This is a genomic window from Streptomyces sp. NPDC005728, assembly GCF_040630895.1.
Taxonomy (GTDB): domain Bacteria; phylum Actinomycetota; class Actinomycetes; order Streptomycetales; family Streptomycetaceae; genus Streptomyces.
In genome coordinates this window covers 77,710-98,684 of record NZ_JBEXYL010000015.1, presented here as the reverse complement: position 1 = coordinate 98,684, position 20,975 = coordinate 77,710, and the positions used below count along the sequence as shown (strand labels likewise).

Annotated in this window: 21 protein-coding genes; 8 read left to right on the top strand and 13 right to left on the bottom strand. The window is 71.4% G+C overall.

Annotated features, from left to right (window positions below; translation table 11 throughout):
• The first annotated feature begins 217 nt into the window (after positions 1-217).
• Entirely contained in the window at positions 218-979 is a 762-nt protein-coding gene (locus tag ABZ471_RS13475; RefSeq protein ID WP_359065752.1) for a SigE family RNA polymerase sigma factor, read from the top strand.
• Positions 980-1,135: 156 nt separating this feature from the next.
• Here the strand turns inward: ABZ471_RS13475 and ABZ471_RS13470 are convergent, their stop codons facing one another.
• A complete protein-coding gene (locus ABZ471_RS13470; RefSeq protein ID WP_359065750.1) occupies positions 1,136-1,771 on the bottom strand; it encodes a uridine kinase in 636 nt (211 codons plus the stop codon).
• A 127-nt stretch (positions 1,772-1,898) separates the two neighbouring features.
• On the opposite strand from ABZ471_RS13470, the gene ABZ471_RS13465 reads away from it, so the two are divergent.
• Complete coding sequence (locus ABZ471_RS13465; protein ID WP_359065748.1) at positions 1,899-2,273, top strand: hypothetical protein; 375 nt, start codon at positions 1,899-1,901, stop codon at positions 2,271-2,273.
• Positions 2,274-2,362: 89 nt separating this feature from the next.
• Here the strand turns inward: ABZ471_RS13465 and ABZ471_RS13460 are convergent, their stop codons facing one another.
• Genes ABZ471_RS13460 through deoC form a run of 3 tightly spaced genes read right to left on the bottom strand, consistent with a single transcriptional unit; the run spans position 2,363 to position 5,659 of the window.
• Positions 2,363-3,268, bottom strand: coding sequence for an aldehyde dehydrogenase family protein (locus ABZ471_RS13460; RefSeq protein ID WP_359065746.1), 906 nt, complete (start codon positions 3,266-3,268; stop codon positions 2,363-2,365).
• The gene (locus ABZ471_RS13455) at positions 3,261-4,697 is read right to left on the bottom strand and encodes an aldehyde dehydrogenase family protein (RefSeq protein WP_359065744.1); all 1,437 of its coding nucleotides are present in this window, start codon (positions 4,695-4,697) and stop codon (positions 3,261-3,263) included. The genes ABZ471_RS13460 and ABZ471_RS13455 overlap by 8 nt, the downstream gene beginning before the upstream one ends.
• A gap of 5 nt (positions 4,698-4,702) precedes the next feature.
• Positions 4,703-5,659 carry a deoxyribose-phosphate aldolase gene (deoC, locus tag ABZ471_RS13450; RefSeq protein ID WP_359065824.1) on the bottom strand — a complete coding sequence of 319 codons (957 nt, stop codon included), beginning with the start codon at positions 5,657-5,659 and terminating at the stop codon, positions 4,703-4,705.
• A gap of 136 nt (positions 5,660-5,795) precedes the next feature.
• On the opposite strand from deoC, the gene ABZ471_RS13445 reads away from it, so the two are divergent.
• Positions 5,796-6,479, top strand: coding sequence for a PH domain-containing protein (locus ABZ471_RS13445; RefSeq protein ID WP_359065742.1), 684 nt, complete (start codon positions 5,796-5,798; stop codon positions 6,477-6,479).
• Positions 6,480-6,588: 109 nt separating this feature from the next.
• On the opposite strand, the gene ABZ471_RS13440 is transcribed toward ABZ471_RS13445, so the two are convergent.
• The 3 genes from ABZ471_RS13440 to ABZ471_RS13430 all read right to left on the bottom strand — a co-directional run bounded on the left by ABZ471_RS13440 (position 6,589) and on the right by ABZ471_RS13430 (position 9,766).
• A complete protein-coding gene (locus ABZ471_RS13440) occupies positions 6,589-8,259 on the bottom strand; it encodes a phospho-sugar mutase (RefSeq protein WP_359065740.1) in 1,671 nt (556 codons plus the stop codon).
• Positions 8,260-8,379: 120 nt separating this feature from the next.
• Positions 8,380-9,204 (bottom strand): purine-nucleoside phosphorylase, encoded by an 825-nt coding sequence (locus ABZ471_RS13435; RefSeq protein WP_359065738.1) that lies wholly within the window; start codon positions 9,202-9,204, stop codon positions 8,380-8,382.
• A 124-nt stretch (positions 9,205-9,328) separates the two neighbouring features.
• The gene (locus ABZ471_RS13430; protein ID WP_359065736.1) at positions 9,329-9,766 is read right to left on the bottom strand and encodes a gamma-glutamylcyclotransferase; all 438 of its coding nucleotides are present in this window, start codon (positions 9,764-9,766) and stop codon (positions 9,329-9,331) included.
• Between the two features lie 97 nt (positions 9,767-9,863).
• Between ABZ471_RS13430 and ABZ471_RS13425 the strand changes: the two genes are divergently transcribed.
• Together ABZ471_RS13425 and ABZ471_RS13420 are read left to right on the top strand one after the other, a co-directional pair.
• Positions 9,864-11,312 carry an NAD(P)H-quinone dehydrogenase gene (locus ABZ471_RS13425; RefSeq protein ID WP_359065734.1) on the top strand — a complete coding sequence of 483 codons (1,449 nt, stop codon included), beginning with the start codon at positions 9,864-9,866 and terminating at the stop codon, positions 11,310-11,312.
• 190 nt (positions 11,313-11,502) lie between these two features.
• Positions 11,503-12,414 (top strand): DeoR/GlpR family DNA-binding transcription regulator, encoded by a 912-nt coding sequence (locus tag ABZ471_RS13420; protein ID WP_359065822.1) that lies wholly within the window; start codon positions 11,503-11,505, stop codon positions 12,412-12,414.
• Between the two features lie 187 nt (positions 12,415-12,601).
• On the opposite strand, the gene ABZ471_RS13415 is transcribed toward ABZ471_RS13420, so the two are convergent.
• On the bottom strand, positions 12,602-14,374 hold the full coding sequence (locus ABZ471_RS13415) for a biotin carboxylase N-terminal domain-containing protein (protein WP_359065732.1): 1,773 nt from the start codon (positions 14,372-14,374) through the stop codon (positions 12,602-12,604).
• 375 nt (positions 14,375-14,749) lie between these two features.
• On the opposite strand from ABZ471_RS13415, the gene ABZ471_RS13410 reads away from it, so the two are divergent.
• Positions 14,750-15,331, top strand: coding sequence for a hypothetical protein (locus tag ABZ471_RS13410; protein WP_359065730.1), 582 nt, complete (start codon positions 14,750-14,752; stop codon positions 15,329-15,331).
• Here the strand turns inward: ABZ471_RS13410 and ABZ471_RS13405 are convergent.
• From ABZ471_RS13405 to ABZ471_RS13390, 4 genes are all read right to left on the bottom strand, one after another.
• Complete coding sequence (locus ABZ471_RS13405) at positions 15,303-15,920, bottom strand: nucleoside triphosphate pyrophosphatase (RefSeq protein WP_359065728.1); 618 nt, start codon at positions 15,918-15,920, stop codon at positions 15,303-15,305. The two genes, ABZ471_RS13410 and ABZ471_RS13405, sit on opposite strands and share 29 nt — an antisense overlap.
• A 26-nt stretch (positions 15,921-15,946) precedes the next feature.
• Complete coding sequence (locus tag ABZ471_RS13400) at positions 15,947-16,075, bottom strand: hypothetical protein (protein WP_359065726.1); 129 nt, start codon at positions 16,073-16,075, stop codon at positions 15,947-15,949.
• Between the two features lie 82 nt (positions 16,076-16,157).
• Positions 16,158-16,367 carry an acyl-CoA carboxylase epsilon subunit gene (locus ABZ471_RS13395; protein ID WP_359065724.1) on the bottom strand — a complete coding sequence of 70 codons (210 nt, stop codon included), beginning with the start codon at positions 16,365-16,367 and terminating at the stop codon, positions 16,158-16,160.
• Positions 16,368-16,391: 24 nt separating this feature from the next.
• Positions 16,392-17,975 carry an acyl-CoA carboxylase subunit beta gene (locus ABZ471_RS13390; RefSeq protein WP_359065722.1) on the bottom strand — a complete coding sequence of 528 codons (1,584 nt, stop codon included), beginning with the start codon at positions 17,973-17,975 and terminating at the stop codon, positions 16,392-16,394.
• 111 nt (positions 17,976-18,086) lie between these two features.
• Between ABZ471_RS13390 and ABZ471_RS13385 the strand changes: the two genes are divergently transcribed.
• Together ABZ471_RS13385 and ABZ471_RS13380 are read left to right on the top strand one after the other, a co-directional pair.
• A complete protein-coding gene (locus ABZ471_RS13385; protein ID WP_359065720.1) occupies positions 18,087-18,947 on the top strand; it encodes a biotin--[acetyl-CoA-carboxylase] ligase in 861 nt (286 codons plus the stop codon).
• 217 nt (positions 18,948-19,164) lie between these two features.
• Entirely contained in the window at positions 19,165-20,289 is a 1,125-nt protein-coding gene (locus tag ABZ471_RS13380) for an adenylate/guanylate cyclase domain-containing protein (protein ID WP_359065718.1), read from the top strand.
• Between the two features lie 3 nt (positions 20,290-20,292).
• On the opposite strand, the gene ABZ471_RS13375 is transcribed toward ABZ471_RS13380, so the two are convergent.
• Positions 20,293-20,913, bottom strand: a complete 621-nt coding sequence (locus ABZ471_RS13375; RefSeq protein ID WP_359065716.1) for a hypothetical protein — start codon at positions 20,911-20,913, stop codon at positions 20,293-20,295.
• Positions 20,914-20,975 lie beyond the last annotated feature (62 nt).

Genomic DNA, 20,975 nt, shown 5'->3' with positions numbered 1-20,975 from the left:
GGCCCATGGACGGGCTCTCGTACGACCTGCCGACACAGGTCCTCTTTACCGACACCTCCTGTGCGCGCTCTGTGACGTTCCTGGGCCGGACCCCTGTGACAGGTCTGTGACAGTCGGCGGACACGGCGATGAAGGTCGCTCGGCAAGCTTTTCGGCACAGGCAAGGAACATCTGCCTGGCAAGCCGGACACCGGAAATCCACGACGGGGAGCGCGAGATGAACACGCTGCACAGCATCAGCACCAGCGCAGTGGTCACGCGTCTGCACGACGTGCACCGGGGTTCCGAGAAGTCCGGCGCCGTGAGCGGGCGGGGGTGCGCTCGCGGCGCCGGGCGTCAGCACACCGGTTTCATGACGGTGGTTGACGCGTACACGGGGGAGTCCGCGGCGGCAGCCGCTACGGACGGGGTCGGGGGATCCACGTACAGGGAGGACTCGGGGGAGCGTCGTTCGCTGACCGAGGCGGAGTTCACCGCCTACGTCCAGGAGCGCCGCGCCTCCCTGTACGCCACCGCCTACCACCTGACCGGCGACCGCTTCGAGGCCGAGGACCTGCTGCAGAGCGCGCTGTTCTCGACGTACCGGGCGTGGGACCGGATCAGCGACAAGGCGGCGGTCGGCGGCTACCTGCGCCGCACCATGACCAACCTGCACATCAGCGCCTGGCGGCGCCGCAAGCTCAACGAGTACCCGACCGAGGAACTGCCGGAGACGCCCGGCGAGACGGACGCGATGCGCGGCACCGAGCTGCGCGCGGTCCTGTGGCAGGCGCTGGCCCGGCTGCCCGAACTCCAGCGCACCATGCTGGTCCTGCGCTACTACGAGGGCCGCACGGACCCGGAGATCGCGGAGATCCTCGACATCAGTGTCGGCACGGTGAAGTCCAGCATCTGGCGCTCGCTGCGCCGGCTGCGCGAGGACGAGGTCCTCAGCTTCGGCCGTGACGAGGAGAACGCCTTCGGCGAGCTGGTCGCCTGAAGGTTCGGGGGGAGCAACGGGGGATAACGGGGGACCACTGGGGGGTGGGCCCACGGGGGAAACACGGGGGAGCACCAAGGAGCGGGACTGGAGGGCCGGGGGGTCCGTCCAGTCCCGCTCTGCGTGTTCCGTGTGTCCGGGCGGCCCCGTGAGCGGTTACGCCGGCGTCTGCTGGCGTGTCTGCCGCCCTGCCGCGGCCGACGCCAGCCGGCCCAGCGCCTCGTCCCGGTCGCAGGGGTGAGCGCCCAGGGAGACCTGGCGGGACACGATCGAGCGCTCGGCGCGCATCAGCCGCCAGCCGCGGCGCAGCAGGAACGGCACCGACTTGCGGCCCTCCTTCAGGTCCCGCAGGAAGCGCCGCCGGAAGGTGGTGACCGGGCCGCGGGTCAGGCACAGCGCGTCCGCGAGGACGCCCAGTTCACGGCAGCGCTCGACGATCTCCGCGGCGAAGATGCCCTCCGCGATGAACAGCGGGGTACGGCCGATGTGCAGCGCCTCCTCGCCGGTACGGGCGCTCAGCGCGATGTCGTACACCGGCACCGGCGCCGAACCCGAGGCGCACAGCCGCACGATGGCCTCGACCGCGACGTCCGCGTCCCACGACTCCGGGTGGTCCCAGTCGATGTCCGAACTCCCGTCCACCAGGGGCAGTGTCGGGTCGGCGCCCTCTTTGTAGAAGTCGTCGAGGCGCAGCACAGGGAGCCCGGAACGGGCGGCGACGAGTGACTTGCCCGAGCCAGAGGGGCCGCACAGCAGCACAACACGGGCGGGGGACGGGGGATGAATGCTCACGGAACACCAGTTTGACGCATGAGGGCCCGCCTGCCGACCCCGCGGGTCGGCTTTTGAGCGTGACTCACACCTCAACTACCCTTCGTGTCGACATCATTACTCTGCGCATCAGAAGGTGGCACCAGAGATGGCCCGACACACCTCCCCCCACACCACCCGACGCGCCCTGGTGGCCCTGGCGACCGCCGGAGTGGCCCTGGGTGCGGGCGCGACGACCGCATCCGCCGACAACGCGCTGGTCGGGGTGTCCTCCGGCTCGCTCGGCCACATCGCCCCGGAGGGCGGGCAGGCCCTCTCCGGCGAGGTCCACCGGGCCGCCGACCCGGTCGCGGGCCTCGGGTCCCACGCCCTCGCTCGTCCCGCTGCCCGTCCTGCTGTCCGTCCCGCGGACGGCGACGCCCCGCTCTCCGGCCTGACCGGCCCGATCGCCCAGGCCAGTTGGCTCGGAGCCATCCCGGCACTGGAGGGGGTCGGAGGGGTGCTGGGCGGCGGCGCGGGCTGACGGCGCACGAGAGAGCCGCGTCTTCCCCGGACGGAGGGAGGACGCGGCTCTCGGCTTTGGGGGCGGGCTCGCTGCGGTGGGTGTCCCGCTCAGTACGACGAGCCGGACGCGCCCAGCGAACCCGTCGGGTGCCAGACCGTCTTCGTCTCCAGGAAGGCGGTCAGACGGTCGATGCCGGGCGTCCGCGCGTAATCCACAGCCTGTGGACGAAGAACCCGCTTCAGGTTGTCCGCCGCCGCGATCTCCAGCTCCTTCGCCAGTACGTCGTCGGCGCCGGCGAGGTCGATCGCGTTGACGTCCTGGTGTGCGGCGAGCGGCGTCGCGATCTCCGCCGTACGGCCGGAGAGGACGTTGACGACACCGCCGGGGACGTCGGACGTGGCCAGGACCTCGCCCAGGGACAGCGCAGGGAGCGGGGACTTCTCGCTCGCGACCACGACGGCCGTGTTGCCGGTCGCGATGACCGGGGCGAGCACCGAGACCAGGCCGAGGAAGGACGACTCCTGCGGCGCCAGGACGGCGACCACGCCGGTCGGCTCCGGGGAGGAGAGGTTGAAGTACGGGCCCGCGACCGGGTTCGCACCGCCGGTCACCTGGGCGATCTTGTCGGTCCAGCCCGCGTACCAGACCCAGCGGTCGATCGTGGCGTCCACGACCGCGGCCGCCTTCGACCTGGCCAGGCCCTCCGCGTCCGCGACCTCCCGGACGAACTGCTCCCTGCGGCCCTCCAGCATCTCGGCGACGCGGTAGAGGATCTGGCCCCGGTTGTACGCCGTCGCGCCGGCCCAGCCGCCGAACGCCTTGCGCGCGGCCACGACCGCGTCACGGGCGTCCTTGCGGGAGGACTGGGGAGCGTTGGCCAGCCACTTGCCCTTCGAGTCGGTCACCTCGTACACCCGGCCGCTCTCGGAACGCGGGAACTTCCCGCCGACGTACAGCTTGTAGGTCTTGAAGACCGACAGTCGCGGTTCGGTCTTTTCGGTCTTCTCAGACATCGAGGTACGCCTCCAGGCCGTGGCGGCCGCCCTCGCGGCCGAAGCCCGACTCCTTGTAGCCGCCGAACGGCGAGGTCGGATCGAACTTGTTGAACGTGTTGGACCAGACGACGCCGGCGCGCAGCTTGTTCGCGACGGCCAGGATCCGGGAGCCCTTCTCGGTCCAGATGCCCGCCGAGAGGCCGTACTGCGTGTTGTTGGCCTTGGCGACGGCCTCGTCCGGCGTACGGAAGGTGAGGACCGACAGCACCGGGCCGAAGATCTCGTCGCGGGCGATGGTGTGCGCCTGGGTGACGTTCGTGAAGAGCGTCGGGGCGAACCAGTAGCCGGAGGAGGGCAGTTCGCAGGCCGGGGACCAGCGCTCGGCGCCCTCCGCCTCGCCCTGCTCGGCGAGCGCGGTGATCCGGGCCAGCTGCTCGGCCGAGTTGATCGCGCCGATGTCGGTGTTCTTGTCCAGCGGGTCGCCGAGGCGCAGGGTGGACAGGCGGCGCTTGAGGGAGTCCAGCAGCTCGTCCTGGATCGACTCCTGGACCAGGAGGCGGCTGCCCGCGCAGCAGACCTGGCCCTGGTTGAAGAAGATGCCGCTGACGATGCCCTCGACGGCCTGGTCGATCGGGGCGTCGTCGAAGACGATGTTGGCGCCCTTGCCGCCCAGTTCGAGGGTGAGCTTCTTGCGGGTGCCGGCGACCGTGCGGGCGATCTCCTTGCCGACCGCCGTCGACCCCGTGAAGGCGACCTTGTTGACGTCCGGGTGCGCGACGAGCGCGGCGCCCGTGTCGCCGTAGCCCGGAAGGATGTTGACGACACCCTTGGGCAGGCCCGCCTGGCGGCAGATGTCCGCGAAGAACAGGGCGGAGAGCGGGGTCGTCTCGGCGGGCTTCAGGACGACCGTGTTGCCGGTCGCCAGGGCCGGGGCGATCTTCCACGCCAGCATCAGCAGCGGGAAGTTCCACGGGATGACCTGGCCGGCCACGCCCAGCGGGCGCGGATCGGCGCCGTAGCCCGCGTGGTCGAGCTTGTCGGCCCAGCCCGCGTAGTAGAAGAAGTGCGCCGCGACCAGCGGGAGGTCCGCGTCGCGGGTCTCCTTGATCGGCTTGCCGTTGTCCAGCGTCTCCAGGACGGCCAGCTCGCGGCTGCGCTCCTGGATGATGCGGGCGATGCGGAACAGGTACTTGGCGCGCTCGGAGCCGGGCAGCGCCGACCACTTCTCGAAGGCCTTGCGGGCGGCCTTCACGGCGCGCTCGACGTCCTCGGCGCCCGCCTGGGCGACCTCGGACAGCACTTCCTCGGTGCTCGGGGAGACCGTCTTGAAGACCTTGCCGTCGGCCGCCTCCACGAACTCGCCGTCGATGAACAGGCCGTAGGAGGGGGCGATGTCGACGACCGCGCGGGACTCCGGCGCCGGTGCGTACTCGAATGCGGATGCCATGGTGATCAGTCCACCGTCACGTAGTCGGGGCCGGAGTAGCGGCCGGTGGCCAGCTTCTGACGCTGCATCAGCAGGTCGTTCAGGAGCGAGGAGGCGCCGAAGCGGAACCAGTGGTTGTCCAGCCAGTCCTCGCCCGCGGTCTCGTTGACCAGGACCAGGAACTTGATCGCGTCCTTGGTGGTGCGGATGCCGCCGGCGGGCTTCACGCCGACCTGGGCGCCGGTCTGGGCACGGAAGTCGCGCACCGCCTCCAGCATCAGCAGGGTGTTGGCGGGCGTCGCGTTGACGGCGACCTTGCCGGTGGACGTCTTGATGAAGTCCGCGCCCGCCAGCATGCCCAGCCAGCTCGCCCGGCGGATGTTGTCGTACGTCGACAGCTCGCCGGTCTCGAAGATGACCTTCAGGCGGGCGCTGGTCCCGCAGGTCTCCTTCACGGCGACGATCTCGTCGTACACCTTCAGGTACTTGCCCGCGAGGAACGCGCCCCGGTCGATGACCATGTCGATCTCGTCCGCGCCCGCGGCGACGGCGTCGCGCACGTCGGCCAGCTTCACGTCGAGGGCGGCACGCCCGGCCGGGAAGGCGGTGGCGACCGAGGCGACCTTGACGCCGGAGCCGGCGACGGCCTCCTTGGCGACGGCCACCATGTCGGGATAGACGCAGACCGCGGCCGTGGCGGGGGTCGTACGGTCCGTCGGGTCGGGGTGGACCGCCTTGGCGCCGAGCGCCCGGACCTTGCCCGGGGTGTCCGCGCCTTCCAGCGTCGTCAGGTCGACCATCGAGATGGCGAGGTCGATGGCGTACGCCTTCGCGGTGGTCTTGATGGAACGGGTGCCGAGAGACGCGGCGCGCGCCTCCAGGCCGACCGTATCGACGCCGGGCAGCCCGTGGAGGAAGCTGCGCAGCGTGCTGTCGGACGCGGCGACGTCAGCGAGAGCGTGTGCTGTGGGTGCAGTGGGCATGGTCACCAGACGAGCATATCTACGCGCGTAGCGGATGTATAGCCCCGGGTGCTCATCACCTCGCTGTTGATCACGGATGAGCGCAGGTGTCGGGGCCCATGGGGCGGTTTCGGCCGCGTCGGGCAGAATCGGGACCATGACGACCCCGGACCGCCAGCCTTCCGCGCCGCAGCCTCCTGTTGCCACCGCCAAGGACCTGATCTACCGCTCACCCCTGGCACTGGTGGCCGGTGTGCTCCTGCTCGTGCTGGCCGGCTGGCTGGGCTTCGACGCGCTGGCCAAGGGCCACGGGCGGACCCCCTGGCTCGCGCTCGCCTCGCTGATCCTGATCGTCCCGCTGGTGATCGCCTTCACCCTGCGGCCCGCGGTCTTCGCGGGCGAGGACCGGCTGCGGGTGCGCAACCCGTTCCGGGTGATCACCCTGCCCTGGGGCGAGGTCGCCTCGCTGCGCTCCGGCTACACCAACGAGGTCGTCGCCAATTCCGGCGCCAAGTTCCAGCTGTGGGCCATCCCCGTCTCGCTGCGCGACCGCAAGAAGGCCGCCCGACGGCAGACCCGGGCGGAGAAGGGGGCCCAGGGCGGCGGCCGGTCCGGGGGCTTCGGGCTCGGCGGGTTCGGCGGCCTCGGCTCCCTGGGCGGCGGCGACGGCCCGACCCGCGCGGAGACCGACCGGATCATGGACGACCTGCGGCAGATGCAGGACCGACGGGGGAAGGCCAAGTCGGCTCAGGGGGAGGTCGCCGTGCGCTGGTCCTACGAGGTGATCGCACCCGCGGTCGCCGGTGCGGTCCTGTTCGTGGTTCTGCTGGCCACCGGCTGAGAGTCCGGACCGCGGCGCCGGTGAGGCCGGGTTCGGGTGGCACCCCACGGCCTCCGCGAACGAAAAGGGGTGCCCCCGGGCGGGGGCACCCCTGTGGTGCGTGTACGGCTCAGATGCCGGCCGCCGCCGACAGGTCCCGCTTGATCGCCTCGAGCAGCTCGGTGGCCCGCGCGCGGGCCGCGGGCAGCTCGGCGTGCGCGGCGACCGGGACGACGACCTCCAGGTAGCACTTCAGCTTGGGCTCGGTGCCGCTGGGGCGGACGATGACGCGGGCACCGTCGAGCGTGTAGCGCAGGCCGTCGGTCGGCGGGAGCGTGTCCGTGCCCTGCGTCAGGTCCTCGGCGCGGACCACCGACAGGCCCGCCAGCTCCGTCGGGGGCTGTTCGCGCAGGCGGCGCATCGCGTCCGAGATCACGGAGAGGTCCTGGACGCGGACCGACAGCTGGTCGGTGGCGTGCAGGCCGTGCTCCACGGCCAGGTCGTCGAGGAGGTCGAGGAGCGTGCGGCCCCCCACGGCGGAGTCGCTCCTGGACTCAGCCTTGAGCACGGACGCCAGCTCGGTGATCAGGAGCGCGGCGGTGATGCCGTCCTTGTCCCGCACGCCCTCCGGGTCCACGCAGTAGCCGAGGGCCTCCTCGTAGCCGTAGCGCAGGCCGTCCACACGGGCGATCCACTTGAAGCCTGTGAGGGTCTCCTCGTACGGCAGACCCGCCTTTTCGGCGATACGGCCGAGGAGGGAGGAGGAGACGATGGACTCGGCGAAGGTGCCCTGCGCGCCGCGCCGGACCAGGTGGGCGGCGAGCAGCGCGCCCACCTCGTCGCCGCGCAGCATGCGCCAGTCGGCCCCGGCCCTGACGGCCACCGCGCAGCGGTCGGCGTCCGGGTCGTTGGCGATGACGAGGTCCGGGTCGCTCACGCGGGCCTGCGCGAACGCCAGGTCCATGGCGCCCGGCTCCTCCGGGTTCGGGAAGGCGACCGTCGGGAAGTCCGGGTCCGGGTCGGCCTGCTCGGCGACCAGCACCGGCTCCGGGAAGCCGGCGCGGGCGAACGCGGCCAGCAGGACGTCGCGGCCCACTCCGTGCATCGCCGTGTAGACCGTACGGGCGGTGCGCGGGGAGCCCGCGGCCAGGACCTCGTCGGTACGGGCCAGATAGGCGTCCAGGACCGCGTCGTCCAGGGTCTCCCAGCCGGTGTCCGGACGGGGTACGTCGTTCAGCGAGACGATCGCGTCGATCTCGGCGGCGATCTCCGCGTCCGCGGGCGGGACGATCTGGGAGCCGTCGCCGAGGTAGACCTTGTAGCCGTTGTCCCGCGGCGGGTTGTGGCTGGCGGTGACCTCCACGCCCGCGACCGCGCCCAGGTGCCTTATCGCGAAGGCCAGGACGGGGGTGGGCAGGGGGCGGGGGAGGACGGCCGCGCGCAGGCCGGCGCCGGTCATGACGGCGGCGGTGTCCCGGGCGAAGTCGGCGGACTTGTGGCGGGCGTCGTAGCCGATGACGACGAGCCCGGCGGTGTCGTCCCCGTGCGGGGTCCCGTTCTTCTTCAGGTACGCGGCGAGGCCCGCGGCGGCGCGGATCACGACGCTGCGGTTCATGCGCATCGGTCCTGCGCCGAGTTCGCCCCGCAGGCCGGCGGTGCCGAACTGGAGGGTGCCACTGAAGCGGGCGGAGAGTTCAGCGACGTCCCCGGCCTCGATCAGCTTGGCCAGTTCGTCGCGGGTCTCCGGGTCCGGGTCCTCGGCGAGCCATGCGTTGGCCCTGGCGATGAGATCGTCGTGCACCTTGGGATCAACCTCTCCTGTGTTTACCTGGTCCCCTGGGGGCTCCACCCCCAGACCCCCGTTTGCCCACCCGTCCACCCGTCTCACTCGGCTGGAAAGCAGACGGATGGGCTCCGGCGTCTACAGCTTGCCCAGAACCTGGCCGAGCAGCTCGCCCATCCGTGCCGCCGAGTCGCGGCCCGCCTGGAGGACCTCCTCGTGGTTCAGGGGCTCGCCGGTCATGCCCGCTGCGAGGTTGGTGACCAGGGAGATGCCCAGCACCTCGGCGCCCGCCTCACGCGCGGCGATCGCCTCGAGGACCGTGGACATGCCGACCAGGTCCGCGCCGATGACACGGGCCATGCGGATCTCGGCCGGGGTCTCGTAGTGCGGGCCGGGGAACTGCGCGTAGACGCCCTCCTCCAGGGAGGGGTCGATCTCCTTGCACAGGGCGCGCAGGCGCGGGGAGTAGAGGTCCGTCAGGTCGACGAAGTTGGCGCCGACGATCGGGGAGGTGGCCGTCAGGTTGATGTGGTCGCTGATCAGCACGGGCTGGCCGGGGCGCATGCCCTCGCGCAGGCCACCGCAGCCGTTGGTCAGCACGATGGTCTTGCAGCCGGCGGCGACGGCGGTGCGGACGCCGTGCGCGACGGCGGCGACACCGCGGCCCTCGTAGTAGTGCGTACGGCCGAGGAAGACCAGCGCACGCTTGTCACCGAAGGTGTACGAGCGGATCTTGCCGCCGTGCCCCTCGACGGCCGGCGGCGGGAAGCCGGGCAGCTCGGTGACCTGGAACTCGGCGTCGGGAGCCCCCAGGGCGTCGACGGCCGGAGCCCAGCCGGAGCCCATCACGAGGGCGACGTCGTGGGTCTCGGCGCCCGTGAGTTCGCGCAGGCGCGCGGCGGCCGCGCCGGCGGCGGCGTAGGGGTCGCCCTGGATGTCGTCCGGAAGAAGAGATGCGTTCACGCCGACGAGGGTAGCCGGTCTTCGCCTACGCGCGTAGATGACAGAGCCCACGGGAATGCGATCGTTGTCTTGTCGTTTTCCACGAAGGAGGGGCAAACCCGCAGGAAGAGCCCTCCGTCGCGCCTCAGCAGGGGCGCTTGCGCAGCTCCATCACATAGTCGTGCGGTGCTCCCGCCGACTCCGCGGCGTCGGCGACCTCGCCCAGGTAGCGGGCCGAGGGCAGGCCGCCCTCGTAGGCGTTGAGGACGTAGGCCCACGCCGGCTCCTCGCCGTCCAGGGTGTGCACGCGGACCCGGACGCGCCGGTAGATGCCGAGGCCCACGCCCTCCCAGCGGTCGAGCGACTCCTCGTCCATGGGTGCGATGTCGTACAGGCCCACGAAGACCTGGGCGCCGGGCTCCTCGACGATCGTCGCCAGCGCGCCCTCCCAGCCCAGCTGCTCGCCGCCGAAGGTCAGCCGCCAGCCGTTCAGCCAGCCGATGGCGCGCAGCGGGGAGTGCGGGGCGCGGCGGGACATCAGCCGCGCTTCGAGGTTGCTTGCGTACGCGGCATAGAGCGACATGAGGAGAGGGTACGGCAGGGAAAACTCCCGCCCCTCGCGTCCCGGAGGCCGCGGCTCGGCGGCCCCCGGGCAGTGGCACCTTGAAGCGTGCGGGACAATGGGGTACGTGACTCGGATCGTGATCATCGGTGGCGGACCCGGCGGATACGAGGCGGCGCTGACGGCCGCCCAGCTCGGTGCGGAGGTGACCGTCGTCGACTGCGACGGTCTGGGCGGAGCGTCGGTGCTGACCGACTGCGTGCCGTCGAAGACCCTTATCGCGACGGCCGAGGTGATGACCACCTTCGACTCCTCCTACGAGGAGCTGGGCATCATCGTCGCCGACGACACCCCGCCCCTGGAGCAGGCTGCCCGGGTGGTCGGCGTGGACCTCGGCAAGGTCAACCGGCGTGTGAAGCGCCTCGCGCTCGCCCAGTCCCACGACATCACCGCGTCCGTGACGCGGGCCGGCGCCCGCGTCCTGCGCGGCCGCGGGCGGCTGGACGGCATGCAGGCCCTCGACGGTTCCCGCAAGGTCGTCGTCACCGCCGCCGACGGCACCGAGGAGACCCTCGAAGCCGACGCCGTCCTCATCGCCACCGGCGGTCACCCGCGCGAGCTGTCCGACGCCCAGCCCGACGGTGAGCGCATCCTCAACTGGACCCAGGTCTACGACCTCACCGAGCTGCCCGACGAGCTGATCGTGGTCGGTTCGGGTGTGACCGGTGCCGAGTTCGCCGGTGCCTACCAGGCGCTCGGGTCCAAGGTGACCCTGGTGTCCTCGCGCGATCGCGTGCTGCCCGGGGAGGACCCGGACGCCGCCGCCGTCCTGGAGGACGTCTTCCGCCGCCGCGGCATGAACGTCATGGCCCGCTCCCGCGCGCAGTCCGCCAAGCGCGTCGGCGACCGGGTCGAGGTCACCCTCGCCGACGGCCGGGTGATCACCGGGACCCACTGCCTCATGGCCGTCGGCGCGATCCCCAACAGCGCGGGGCTGGGTCTGGAGGAGGCGGGTGTGAAGCTGCGCGACTCCGGCCACATCTGGACCGACAAGGTCTCGCGGACGACCGCTCCGGGCGTCTACGCCGCCGGTGACGTGACCGGTGTCTTCGCCCTCGCGTCCGTCGCCGCCATGCAGGGACGTATCGCCATGTACCACTTCCTCGGCGACGCGGTGGCCCCGCTGAACCTCAAGACGGTCTCCTCGAACGTCTTCACCGACCCCGAGATCGCCACCGTCGGCTACACCCAGGCCGACATCGACTCCGGCAAGATCGAGGCCCGGGCCGTCAAGCTCCCCCTCCTGCGCAACCCGCGCGCCAAGATGCAGGGCATCCGGGACGGCTTCGTGAAGATCTTCTGCCGGCCGGGCACCGGGATCGTCGTCGGCGGTGTCGTCGTCGCGCCCCGCGCCTCGGAACTGATCCACCCCATCTCGATCGCCGTCGACAACAATCTGACGGTCGAACAGATCGCGAACGCCTTCACCGTGTACCCGTCCCTTTCGGGGTCGATCGCGGAGGTGGCACGGCAGCTGCACACGCGCAAGGCGAGCGGCGAGGCCTGACGGGCGGGCCCGACTTCCCCCTGGTCACGGGGAGTTGTCGAGCATGCGTGCGGCATAGGCGGGAAGGGTAGGTCCTATACCACTTCCCGCCCTGCCGTGCGAACAACTTCTGTTATTCGGCGCAAACTGCTGAAAGCAGACGGTCGTTGGGGTTACTGTCAGTTTCGTGTTCGCTGCAGAACGTCGCCAATTGATCCTCGAAATGGTGCGAGCGAATGGGGCCGTGTCGCTCCGTGAACTCGCCCGCGTCGTCCAGACCTCCGAAGTGACCGTACGGCGGGACGTGCGCGCACTGGAGGCAGAAGGACTCCTCGACCGCCGGCACGGCGGTGCGGTACTGCCGGGCGGGTTCACGCGGGAGTCCGGCTTTCCGCAGAAGTCCCATCTCGCGACCGCGGAGAAGACGGCCATCGCCGACCTCGCCGCGGGACTCGTCGAAGAGGGCGAGGCCATCGTGGTCGGCGCCGGTACGACCACGCAGGAGCTGGCCCGCCGGCTCGCCCGCGTGCCCGGGCTGACCGTCGTCACCAACTCCCTCCTCGTCGCCCAGGCGCTGGCCCATGCCAACCGGGTGGAGGTCGTGATGACCGGCGGCACCCTGCGCGGGTCCAACTACGCCCTCGTCGGCTCCGGCGCTGAGCAGTCCCTCCAGGGGCTGCGGGTGTCGAAGGCGTTCCTCTCGGGGAGCGGCCTGACCGCGGAGCGCGGGCTGTCCACGTCCAACATGCTCTCGGCGTCCGTCGACCGCGCGCTCGTGCAGGCCGCCGCGGAGGTCGTGGTCCTCGCCGACCACACCAAGCTGGGCACGGACACCATGTTCCAGACCGTGCCGACCGACGTCATCACCCGGCTGGTCACCGACGAGCCGCCCCCGCACGACGACCGTGCCGCCACGGAGCTGCAGGCCCTCGCCGATCAGGGTGTCCAGATCGGTGTGGCCGGGGCGAGTGGGGGCCCGGGGGGTGAGCAGGGGCCTGCGGCGCGCCAGCGGGCCCTTCCCGGGCCTCGGCGCGGGGTTCCCGGCGGGGGACTGCGGGGGATGCTGGGAGAGCAGTCGGCCGCGGCTGAACGGGGTCGGGTGGCTGACCTTCGCAGGCGCTGAGGGCCTGTCCGCCGCAGGGCTCACGACGGGCGGGCGGGATCCGCTTCGTTGTGGCTGGTCGCGCTCCCGCGGCGGAGGCTGCATATCAAACACAGCCCCGCGCCCCTGAGGTCCGCTGCCCGCAGGGACGCGAAAGGGAACGCCCGGCAGACATGTCGTCCACCGGGCGTCACTCGGACTGCTGCTGTCAGTCCTTGATCTCGCAGATCGCCGCGCCGGACGTGACCGATGCGCCGACCTCGAAGTTCAGGCCCTTGATGGTGCCCGCCTTGTGGGCGTTGAGGGGCTGTTCCATCTTCATGGCCTCCAGGACCACGACGAGGTCGCCTTCCTTGACCTCCTGGCCTTCCTCGACGGCGACCTTGACGATCGTGCCCTGCATCGGGGAGGCCAGGGTGTCGCCGGAGGCGACGGGGCCGGACTTCTTGGCTGCCCGGCGCTTGGGCTTGGCGCCGGCGGCCAGGCCGGTGCGGGCCAGGGACATGCCGAGGGAGGCCGGCAGAGAGACCTCCAGGCGCTTGCCGCCGACCTCGACGACGACCGTCTCTCGGCTCGTGTCCTCCTCCCCCTCGGTGTCGGCGGGGGTGGCGAACGGCTTGATCTCGTTGACGAACTCGGTCTCGATCCAGCGGGTGTGGACCGTGAACGCCTCGTCGGAGCCGGTCAGCTCGGGGGCGAAGGCGGGGTCCCTGACGACCGCCCGGTGGAAGGGGATCGCGGTGGCCATGCCCTCGACCTGGAACTCCTCCAGAGCGCGGGCGGCCCGCTGGAGGGCCTCCTCGCGGGTGCGGCCGGTGACGATCAGCTTCGCCAGCAGCGAGTCCCAGGCCGGGCCGATGACCGAGCCGGACTCCACGCCCGCGTCCAGGCGGACACCCGGGCCGGACGGCGCGTCGAAGCGGGTGACGGTGCCGGGGGCGGGCAGGAAGTTGCGACCCGGGTCCTCGCCGTTGATGCGGAACTCGAACGAGTGTCCGCGCAGCGCGGGGTCGTCGTAGCCGAGTTCCTCGCCGTCGGCGATGCGGAACATCTCCCGGACCAGGTCGATCCCGGCGACCTCCTCGGTGACCGGGTGCTCCACCTGGAGGCGGGTGTTGACCTCCAGGAAGGAGATCGTGCCGTCCTGGCCGACGAGGAACTCACAGGTGCCCGCACCCTCGTAGGCGGCCTCCTTCAGGATGGCCTTGGAGGCGCGGTACAGCTCGGCGACCTGCTCCTCGGAGAGGAACGGCGCGGGGGCCTCCTCGACCAGCTTCTGGTGGCGGCGCTGGAGCGAGCAGTCACGGGTGGAGACCACGACCACGTTGCCGTGCTTGTCCGCCAGGCACTGCGTCTCCACGTGACGCGGACGGTCCAGGTAGCGCTCGACGAAGCACTCGCCACGGCCGAACGCGGCGACCGCCTCGCGGACCGCGGACTCGTAGAGCTCCGGGACCTCTTCGAGGGTGCGGGCGACCTTCAGGCCGCGGCCGCCGCCACCGAAGGCCGCCTTGATGGCGATCGGCAGGCCGTGCTGCTCGGCGAAGGCGACGACCTCGTCGGCGCCGGAGACCGGGTCCGGGGTGCCGGCCACCAGGGGGGCGCCGGCGCGCTGGGCGATGTGCCGGGCGGCGACCTTGTCACCCAGGTCCCGGATCGCCTGCGGGGGCGGGCCGATCCAGATCAGACCCGCGTCCAGGACCGCCTGCGCGAATTCGGCGTTCTCCGAGAGGAACCCGTAGCCCGGGTGGACTGCGTCCGCGCCGGACTCGCGCGCGGCGTTCAGCACCTTCTCGATGTCCAGATAACTGGTGGCCGGGGTGTCACCACCCAGGGCGAACGCCTCATCCGCGGCGCGGACATGCAGAGCGTCCCGGTCCGGGTCGGCGTAGACGGCCACGCTCGCGATGCCGGCGTCCCGGCAGGCCCGGGCCACGCGGACAGCGATTTCGCCACGGTTGGCGATGAGCACCTTGCGCACGATTGAGGCTCCCTCCTTGAAACAAGCCGAGTTTAGGGACTGCCGACACGACACATCGACCCGTCCCCAATGGTGAGCTTGCCCACACGGAGCGTGATGCGGGGCTCGCCCGACCCGCGAAAGCCCTTGTCGCACCGCGGTACGCAGGACTCCTCCGGAAAACCCTAGCCCCGTCATGTGGTCAAGGTCTCTGTGAGAGCGTGCTGCGGCCCACTCTGTTTCTTTGTCGAGTCCCTACGAATGGCCCAATGATTCTTTGCCGGTGACCGAACCCTTGTCCCCGGGTTTACCCGTTAGTAGCGTTCGCGATGACTCGAACGTACTTCAGGTAACAGCAGCTCTGCTCGGGCTGAGGTCGAAAGTGGGTGGGGGCCGGTGGTGCGTAGACCGGTGGCGTGGGTCGTGGCGGTCGTTCTCCTGGTCGAGGCGTTCGCGATCGGGGCACTGAACTGGTTCCTCGGAGTGGTCGTGGACCGGCAGAAGATGTCCCTGGCCGGCCTCGACCCGGACGTGATGTCGACGTCCTCGAAGATCGGCGGAGTCGCCTTCGGCTTCTACTTCGCCCTGTGCGCCCTGGTGGCGCTGCTCGTGGCGATACGCAACCGGCCGCCCGCCGGCTTCGGCCGGGTCCTGCTGATCAGCGTCGCGGTGGTGCACGGCCTGCTGGGCGCGTTCACGTGGGGCCTGGTGGGCTGGACGGCGTTCCTGTTCATGGTGGTCGTGCTCGCCCTCGTCGTGCTGCTCCTGATGACGTACGACCATGAGGGCGGTCAGGAGCAGGCCCCCGGCGGCGGTGCCCCGCAGGAGGGCGGTGACCCGAAGGCCGAGGGCGAGCCCGCTCCCGCGGGCGTGGCGGGCGAGCCGCAGAGCCGGACGGGTGAGCCCCAGGACGGGGACGAGGAGCCGCAGGACTCCGTGCCCGCCCAGCTCACTCAGCCGGTGCCCACAACTCCGTGATGCCGACGCCCAGTTCGGCCAGCAGTCGCCGCACCAGGGGCAGGCTGATGCCGATCACGTTGCCGTGGTCGCCGTCGATGCCCTCGATGAACGGTGCCGAGCGGCCGTCCAGGGTGAAGGCTCCGGCGACGTAGAGGGGCTCGCCGGAGGCGACGTACGCGGCGATCTCCTCGTCCGAGGGCTCGCCGAAGCGCACGACGGTGGAGGCGATCCCGGAGACGTACCGCTTGGCCGTCGTGTCCCAGATGCAGTGCCCCGTCTGGAGGGTCCCGGCCCGGCCGCGCATCGACTTCCAGCGGGCAGTGGCCTCCTCGGCGTCCGCGGGCTTGCCGAGCGCCTGCCCGTCCAGCTCCAGCACCGAGTCGCAGCCGATCACCAGGGCGCCCTGCACCTCCGGCCTGGCCGCCACCACGGAGGCCTTGGCCTCGGCGAGGGCGAGCGCCAGCTCGGCCGGGGTGGGCGCGGTGACGGCGTCCTCGTCGACCCCGCTCACGATCACCTCGGGCGCGAGGCCGGCCTGGCGCAGGAGGCCCAGGCGGGCGGGGGACTGGGAGGCGAGCACGAGGCGTCTGCGGGGCTTAGCAGTCATGCGGTCAGGTTAGCCGTGTCACTGCGCTACCTCAGGCCGAGGACGATCATCCCGAGAATCATGGCCAGGGCCAGGAGGAGGCCGAGCCGCCGCAGCATCTCCTGCATGTCGCGCATTTCCTTGGGCGGCTCGTTCTCGGGGTCTGACCACAGCATGCTTCCAGCGTGCGGTCTGTCCGGTGCCGGGTGCCTGAGTAGGAGTACTCAAATAGGCACCCGGCGGTGCGGTGGTGTGCCCTCAGCTGGGCCAGTAGGTGCGGGTCCAGGATGCCGGTCCCGGGGGCGGGACGCGCCGGCCCGCGAGGCGGGCCGGGTCTGACCAGGAGTCCCGCGGGCCGGGCGCGCCGGGCGGCGTTGCTGCTGCCGCCGCGGCGCGGGCGCGGACCACCGCCAGGGCGGCGGCCAGCTCCTCCGGGGTGGGGTTGCCTCGTACGACCTTGATGTTCATGACCGCTCCAAAGGTCAGCGGGGCCTAGAGGGGGATGTTGCCGTGCTTCTTCGGAGGCAGGGATTCCCGCTTGGTGCGCAGTTGACGCAGGCCGCGGACGATGTGGGCGCGGGTGTCCGACGGCATGATCACCGCGTCGACGTATCCGCGCTCGGCCGCCACGTACGGGTTGAGGAGCGCGTCCTCGTACTCCTGGATGACCCGGGCGCGGGTCGCCTCGACATCCTCCGCCTCGGCGATCGTGCGGCGGTGCAGGATGTTGACGGCGCCCTGGGCGCCCATGACGGCGATCTGGGCGGTCGGCCAGGCGAGGTTGAGGTCGGCACCCAGGTGCTTGGAGCCCATGACGTCGTAGGCGCCGCCGAAGGCTTTGCGGGTGATGACCGTGATCAGCGGGACGGTCGCCTCCGCGTAGGCGTAGATCAGCTTGGCGCCGCGGCGGATGATGCCGGTGTGCTCCTGGTCGACGCCCGGCAGGAAGCCCGGCACGTCGACGAACGTGAGCACCGGGACGTTGAATGCGTCGCAGGTGCGCACGAAGCGGGCGGCCTTCTCGCTGGCGTCGATGTCCAGGCAGCCGGCGAACTGCATGGGCTGGTTGGCGACGATGCCGACGGGGTGGCCCTCGACCCGGCCGAAGCCGGTGACGATGTTCGGCGCGAACAGCGCCTGCGTCTCGAAGAACTCGGCGTCGTCCAGGACGTGTTCGAGCACGGTGCGGATGTCGTACGGCTGGTTCGCGCTGTCCGGGACCAGGGTGTCCAGCTCCAGGTCCTCGGCGCTGACGGCGAGGTCCGCCTCCTCCGGGAAGGCCGGCGCTTCGCTGAGGTTGTTGGACGGCAGGTACGACAGCAGCTGCTTGACGTACTCGATGGCGTCCTTCTCGTCCCCGGCCATGTGGTGCGCCACGCCGGAGGTGGCGTTGTGGGTGCGGGCGCCGCCCAGCTCCTCGAAGCCGACGTCCTCGCCGGTGACGGTCTTGATGACGTCCGGTCCGGTGATGAACATGTGCGAGGTCTGGTCGACCATGACCGTGAAGTCGGTGATGGCGGGGGAGTACACCGCGCCGCCCGCGCACGGGCCGACGACCAGGCTGATCTGCGGGATCACACCGGAGGCGTGGGTGTTGCGGCGGAAGATCTCGCCGTACGCGCCGAGGGCCATGACGCCCTCCTGGATGCGGGCGCCGCCGGAGTCGTTGATGCCGATGACCGGGCAGCCGGTCTTCAGCGCGAAGTCCATGACCTTGACGATCTTCTGGCCGTAGACCTCGCCGAGCGCGCCGCCGAAGACGGTGAAGTCCTGGGAGAAGACGGCCACGGGGCGTCCGTCGACCGTGCCGTAGCCGGTGACGACGCCGTCTCCGTACGGACGGTTCTTCTCCAGCCCGAAATTGGTGGAGCGGTGGCGGGCGAACTCGTCCAGCTCGACGAAGGAGTCCTCGTCGAGAAGGAGCTCGATGCGCTCACGGGCTGTCAGTTTGCCCTTGGCGTGCTGCTTTTCGACGGCGCGCTCCGAGCCGGCGTGCGTCGCCTCATGGATACGGCGCTGCAGATCCGCGAGCTTGCCCGCGGTCGTGTGAATGTCGATCTCTTCCGGCTCGGACATCGGGATCGCGGCTCCCTGCCTGCTCAAAAGGGGGGATGGTTACTCATCCGTAGAGTAGTGGCGCGCCTCGCTGTCGGCAGTGCGGCGTTTCCCACACCTAGGGTGACTTGCATGACGCCGCACAATGCATCAGACGACAGCCGTTGGTCCGACCTGGACCGCCCGCCCCTGAACGCCGCGGGGTTGCGGCGAGCCCTGGTGCGGGAGGGGGGCCTGTGGTCGGAACTGGACGTGGTCCAGCGCACCGGCTCCACCAACTCCGACCTCGTGGCCCGGGCCGCGGCCGGGAAGGCGGGGGAGGGCGCGGTGCTGGTAGCCGAGGAGCAGACCGCCGGACGCGGGCGCCTGGACCGCCAGTGGAGCGCGCCGCCTCGGTCCGGTCTCTTCTTCTCCGTGCTGCTCACGCCGACCGAGGTGCCGGTGGCCCGGTGGGGCTGGCTGCCGCTGCTCACCGGGGTGGCTGTGGCGACGGGGCTGTCCCGGGCTGCGGGCGTGGACACGGCACTCAAGTGGCCCAACGACCTGCTGGTGTCCGTCGGCGGCCAGGAGCGCAAGGCCGGGGGCATCCTCGCCGAGCGGGCCGGGGACGACGGGGTGGTCGTCGGTGTCGGCATCAACGTCTCCCTGCGGGCCGAGGAACTGCCGGTGCCCCGGGCGGGGTCGCTGGCGCTGGCCGGGGCGGTGAGTACGGACCGGGATCCGCTGCTGCGGGCGGTGCTGCGGTCGCTGGAGGAGTGGTACGGACGCTGGCGGGCTGCGGGGGGTGATCCCGGGGCCAGCGGGCTGCAGGAGACGTATGCGGCGGGGTGCGCGACGCTCGGGCGGGTGGTGCGGGCCGAGTTGCCGGGAGATCGGGCTCTCGTGGGGGAGGCGGTTGCTGTCGACGAGGACGGGCGGCTCGTCATCGCGACGGAGTCGGGTGTGCAGGAGCCGGTGGGGGCGGGCGACATCGTGCATCTGCGGCCTGCGTGACGGTGCCTGCGGCGCCTTTGCGGGTGCGGGGTGTCAGTGGTGCCTGTGCGGGTGGGGTGGGTGTGCCCGGTCGGTGGGTGGGTGCCTGCGGACACCCTCCCGGGCACGTCCCCTTCCCGCCGTGGGCGGAGAACCCGACGGAGTGAGCTGGCGCACACCTGCCGTAGAGTTGAGGCCGGTCGATATCTGACCGTGGCAGATCGGAAGGGCAACAGGCGTGACCGTCGACGACACGGGCTCCGGCGCGGACGCGGACGGCCGGGTGGAACCCCACGCCGCCGAGTCCGGCGAGGACCCGCTCGCGCTGCGTCTGGAACATCTCATCCTGGGCGCTGAGCGGCGCTACACCCCCTTCCAGGCGGCCCGCAGCGCCGGCGTCTCCATGGAGCTGGCGTCGCGGTTCTGGCGGGCCATGGGGTTCGCCGACATCGGGCAGGCCAAGGCGCTCACCGAGGCCGACGTCCTGGCCCTGCGGCGACTGGCCGGTCTCGTCGAGGCGGGGCTGCTCAGCGAGGCCATGGCCGTGCAGGTGGCCCGGTCCACGGGACAGACCACCGCCCGACTGGCCGAATGGCAGATGGATTCCTTCCTGGAGGGGTTGACCGAGCCCCCCGAGCCGGGCATGACCCGCACCGAGGTGACGTACCCGATCGTCGAGCTGCTCCTGCCCGAGCTGGAGGAGTTCCTGGTCTATGTGTGGCGCCGCCAGCTCGCCGCCTCGGCCGGCCGTGTCGTGCAGGCCGCCGACGACGAGGAGATGGTCGACCGGCGGCTCGCCGTCGGCTTCGCCGACCTCGTCGGGTTCACGCGGCTGACCCGGCGGATGGAGGAGGAGGAGCTCGGGGAACTGGTCGAGGCCTTCGAGACCACCGCCGCCGACCTGGTTGCCGCACGTGGCGGGCGGCTGATCAAGACCCTCGGCGACGAGGTGCTGTACGCCGCCGACGATGCGGGTACGGCCGCGGACATCGCCCTGCGCCTGGTCGAGGCGATGGCGAACGACGAGACGATGCCCGAACTGCGGGTGGGTATGGCCTTCGGCACGGTGACCACCCGCATGGGTGATGTCTTCGGTACGACGGTCAACCTGGCTTCGCGGCTGACGTCGATAGCGCCGCGTGACGCCGTCCTGGTGGACAGCGACTTCGCCGAGGAGCTGATCCGCTCCGGTGAGGCGCCCGCCTCGGAGGCGGAGGCGGCCGAGGCCGCGGCCGCCGCGGAGAAGGAGGGCGAGGAGCCGCCGACGTACCGCTTCGCGCTCCAGCCGATGTGGCAGCGCCCGGTCCGCGGGCTCGGCGTGGTCGAGCCGTGGCTGCTCACGCGCCGCGACGGTCAGGACTGAGGGTCAGTTCCGCGCAGCGCCCGGTAGGTCCACGCACAGCCCTATCACCGGTACGCACACCTCGCCGGGCTCGGGTGCGGGCGTGCTGTTGCTCGGGGTCGGCGTCGGGGTGCGGGTGGGCGTGGTTCTCGTGGGCGACGGGCGCGGTGCCGTCGTGGACGCGGTGGTCGTGGGCTGTGGGGCGGCCGTCGGGATGGTGGTCGGGACGGCGGTGCCGCCGGGGAGCGCGGTCGGTGTGGCCGGCGGTGTCGGGGTGGCCGTACCCGTGGTCGCCGGGGCGGGGCTCATTCCGCCCATGACCGAGGTGGCCGAGGGCAGTGGCGTGGCGCGGGCCGCGTGGGTGGCGGACGCGTCGGCCGGGTCGTCGGTGGTGCCGCCCGGATCCAGGCGGGGCTCGGCCTCCGCCGTGCCCGGCGCGCCCACCCCGGACTCCGGGGCGACACGGACGAGGCTGAGGACTCCGGCGGCGAGGGCCAGGCCGCCGGCGGCCAGCAGCACCTTGCGGGGGCGGGGCTTACGGTGGCGGCCGCGGCGGAGGGCGGGCAGGGCTGGTGCCGGTTCTTCCGGTGGGCCGGGCTGACGGTCCGTTGCGGTCGTAGCGGACTGTGCAGGTATCGGTGTCATGAGGTTTCCTCCCCGCCGCGCGCCCCGGGCGCGCCGTGGCGGTGCGCACGCTATGCGCTCCT

Coding starts and splice junctions, on each gene's coding strand:
- ABZ471_RS13385 (WP_359065720.1), top strand. CDS start 18,087: ATGACGCCGCACAATGCATCAGACGACAGCCGTTGGTCCGACCTGGAC.
- ABZ471_RS13475 (WP_359065752.1), top strand. CDS start 218: ATGAACACGCTGCACAGCATCAGCACCAGCGCAGTGGTCACGCGTCTG.
- ABZ471_RS13460 (WP_359065746.1), bottom strand. CDS start 3,268: ATGTCTGAGAAGACCGAAAAGACCGAACCGCGACTGTCGGTCTTCAAG.
- deoC (WP_359065824.1), bottom strand. CDS start 5,659: ATGCCCACTGCACCCACAGCACACGCTCTCGCTGACGTCGCCGCGTCC.
- ABZ471_RS13430 (WP_359065736.1), bottom strand. CDS start 9,766: ATGTCGCTCTATGCCGCGTACGCAAGCAACCTCGAAGCGCGGCTGATG.
- ABZ471_RS13425 (WP_359065734.1), top strand. CDS start 9,864: ATGGGGTACGTGACTCGGATCGTGATCATCGGTGGCGGACCCGGCGGA.
- ABZ471_RS13395 (WP_359065724.1), bottom strand. CDS start 16,367: ATGAACATCAAGGTCGTACGAGGCAACCCCACCCCGGAGGAGCTGGCC.
- ABZ471_RS13405 (WP_359065728.1), bottom strand. CDS start 15,920: ATGACTGCTAAGCCCCGCAGACGCCTCGTGCTCGCCTCCCAGTCCCCC.
- ABZ471_RS13445 (WP_359065742.1), top strand. CDS start 5,796: ATGACGACCCCGGACCGCCAGCCTTCCGCGCCGCAGCCTCCTGTTGCC.
- ABZ471_RS13390 (WP_359065722.1), bottom strand. CDS start 17,975: ATGTCCGAGCCGGAAGAGATCGACATTCACACGACCGCGGGCAAGCTC.
- ABZ471_RS13465 (WP_359065748.1), top strand. CDS start 1,899: ATGGCCCGACACACCTCCCCCCACACCACCCGACGCGCCCTGGTGGCC.
- ABZ471_RS13375 (WP_359065716.1), bottom strand. CDS start 20,913: ATGACACCGATACCTGCACAGTCCGCTACGACCGCAACGGACCGTCAG.
- ABZ471_RS13400 (WP_359065726.1), bottom strand. CDS start 16,075: ATGCTGTGGTCAGACCCCGAGAACGAGCCGCCCAAGGAAATGCGCGAC.
- ABZ471_RS13455 (WP_359065744.1), bottom strand. CDS start 4,697: ATGGCATCCGCATTCGAGTACGCACCGGCGCCGGAGTCCCGCGCGGTC.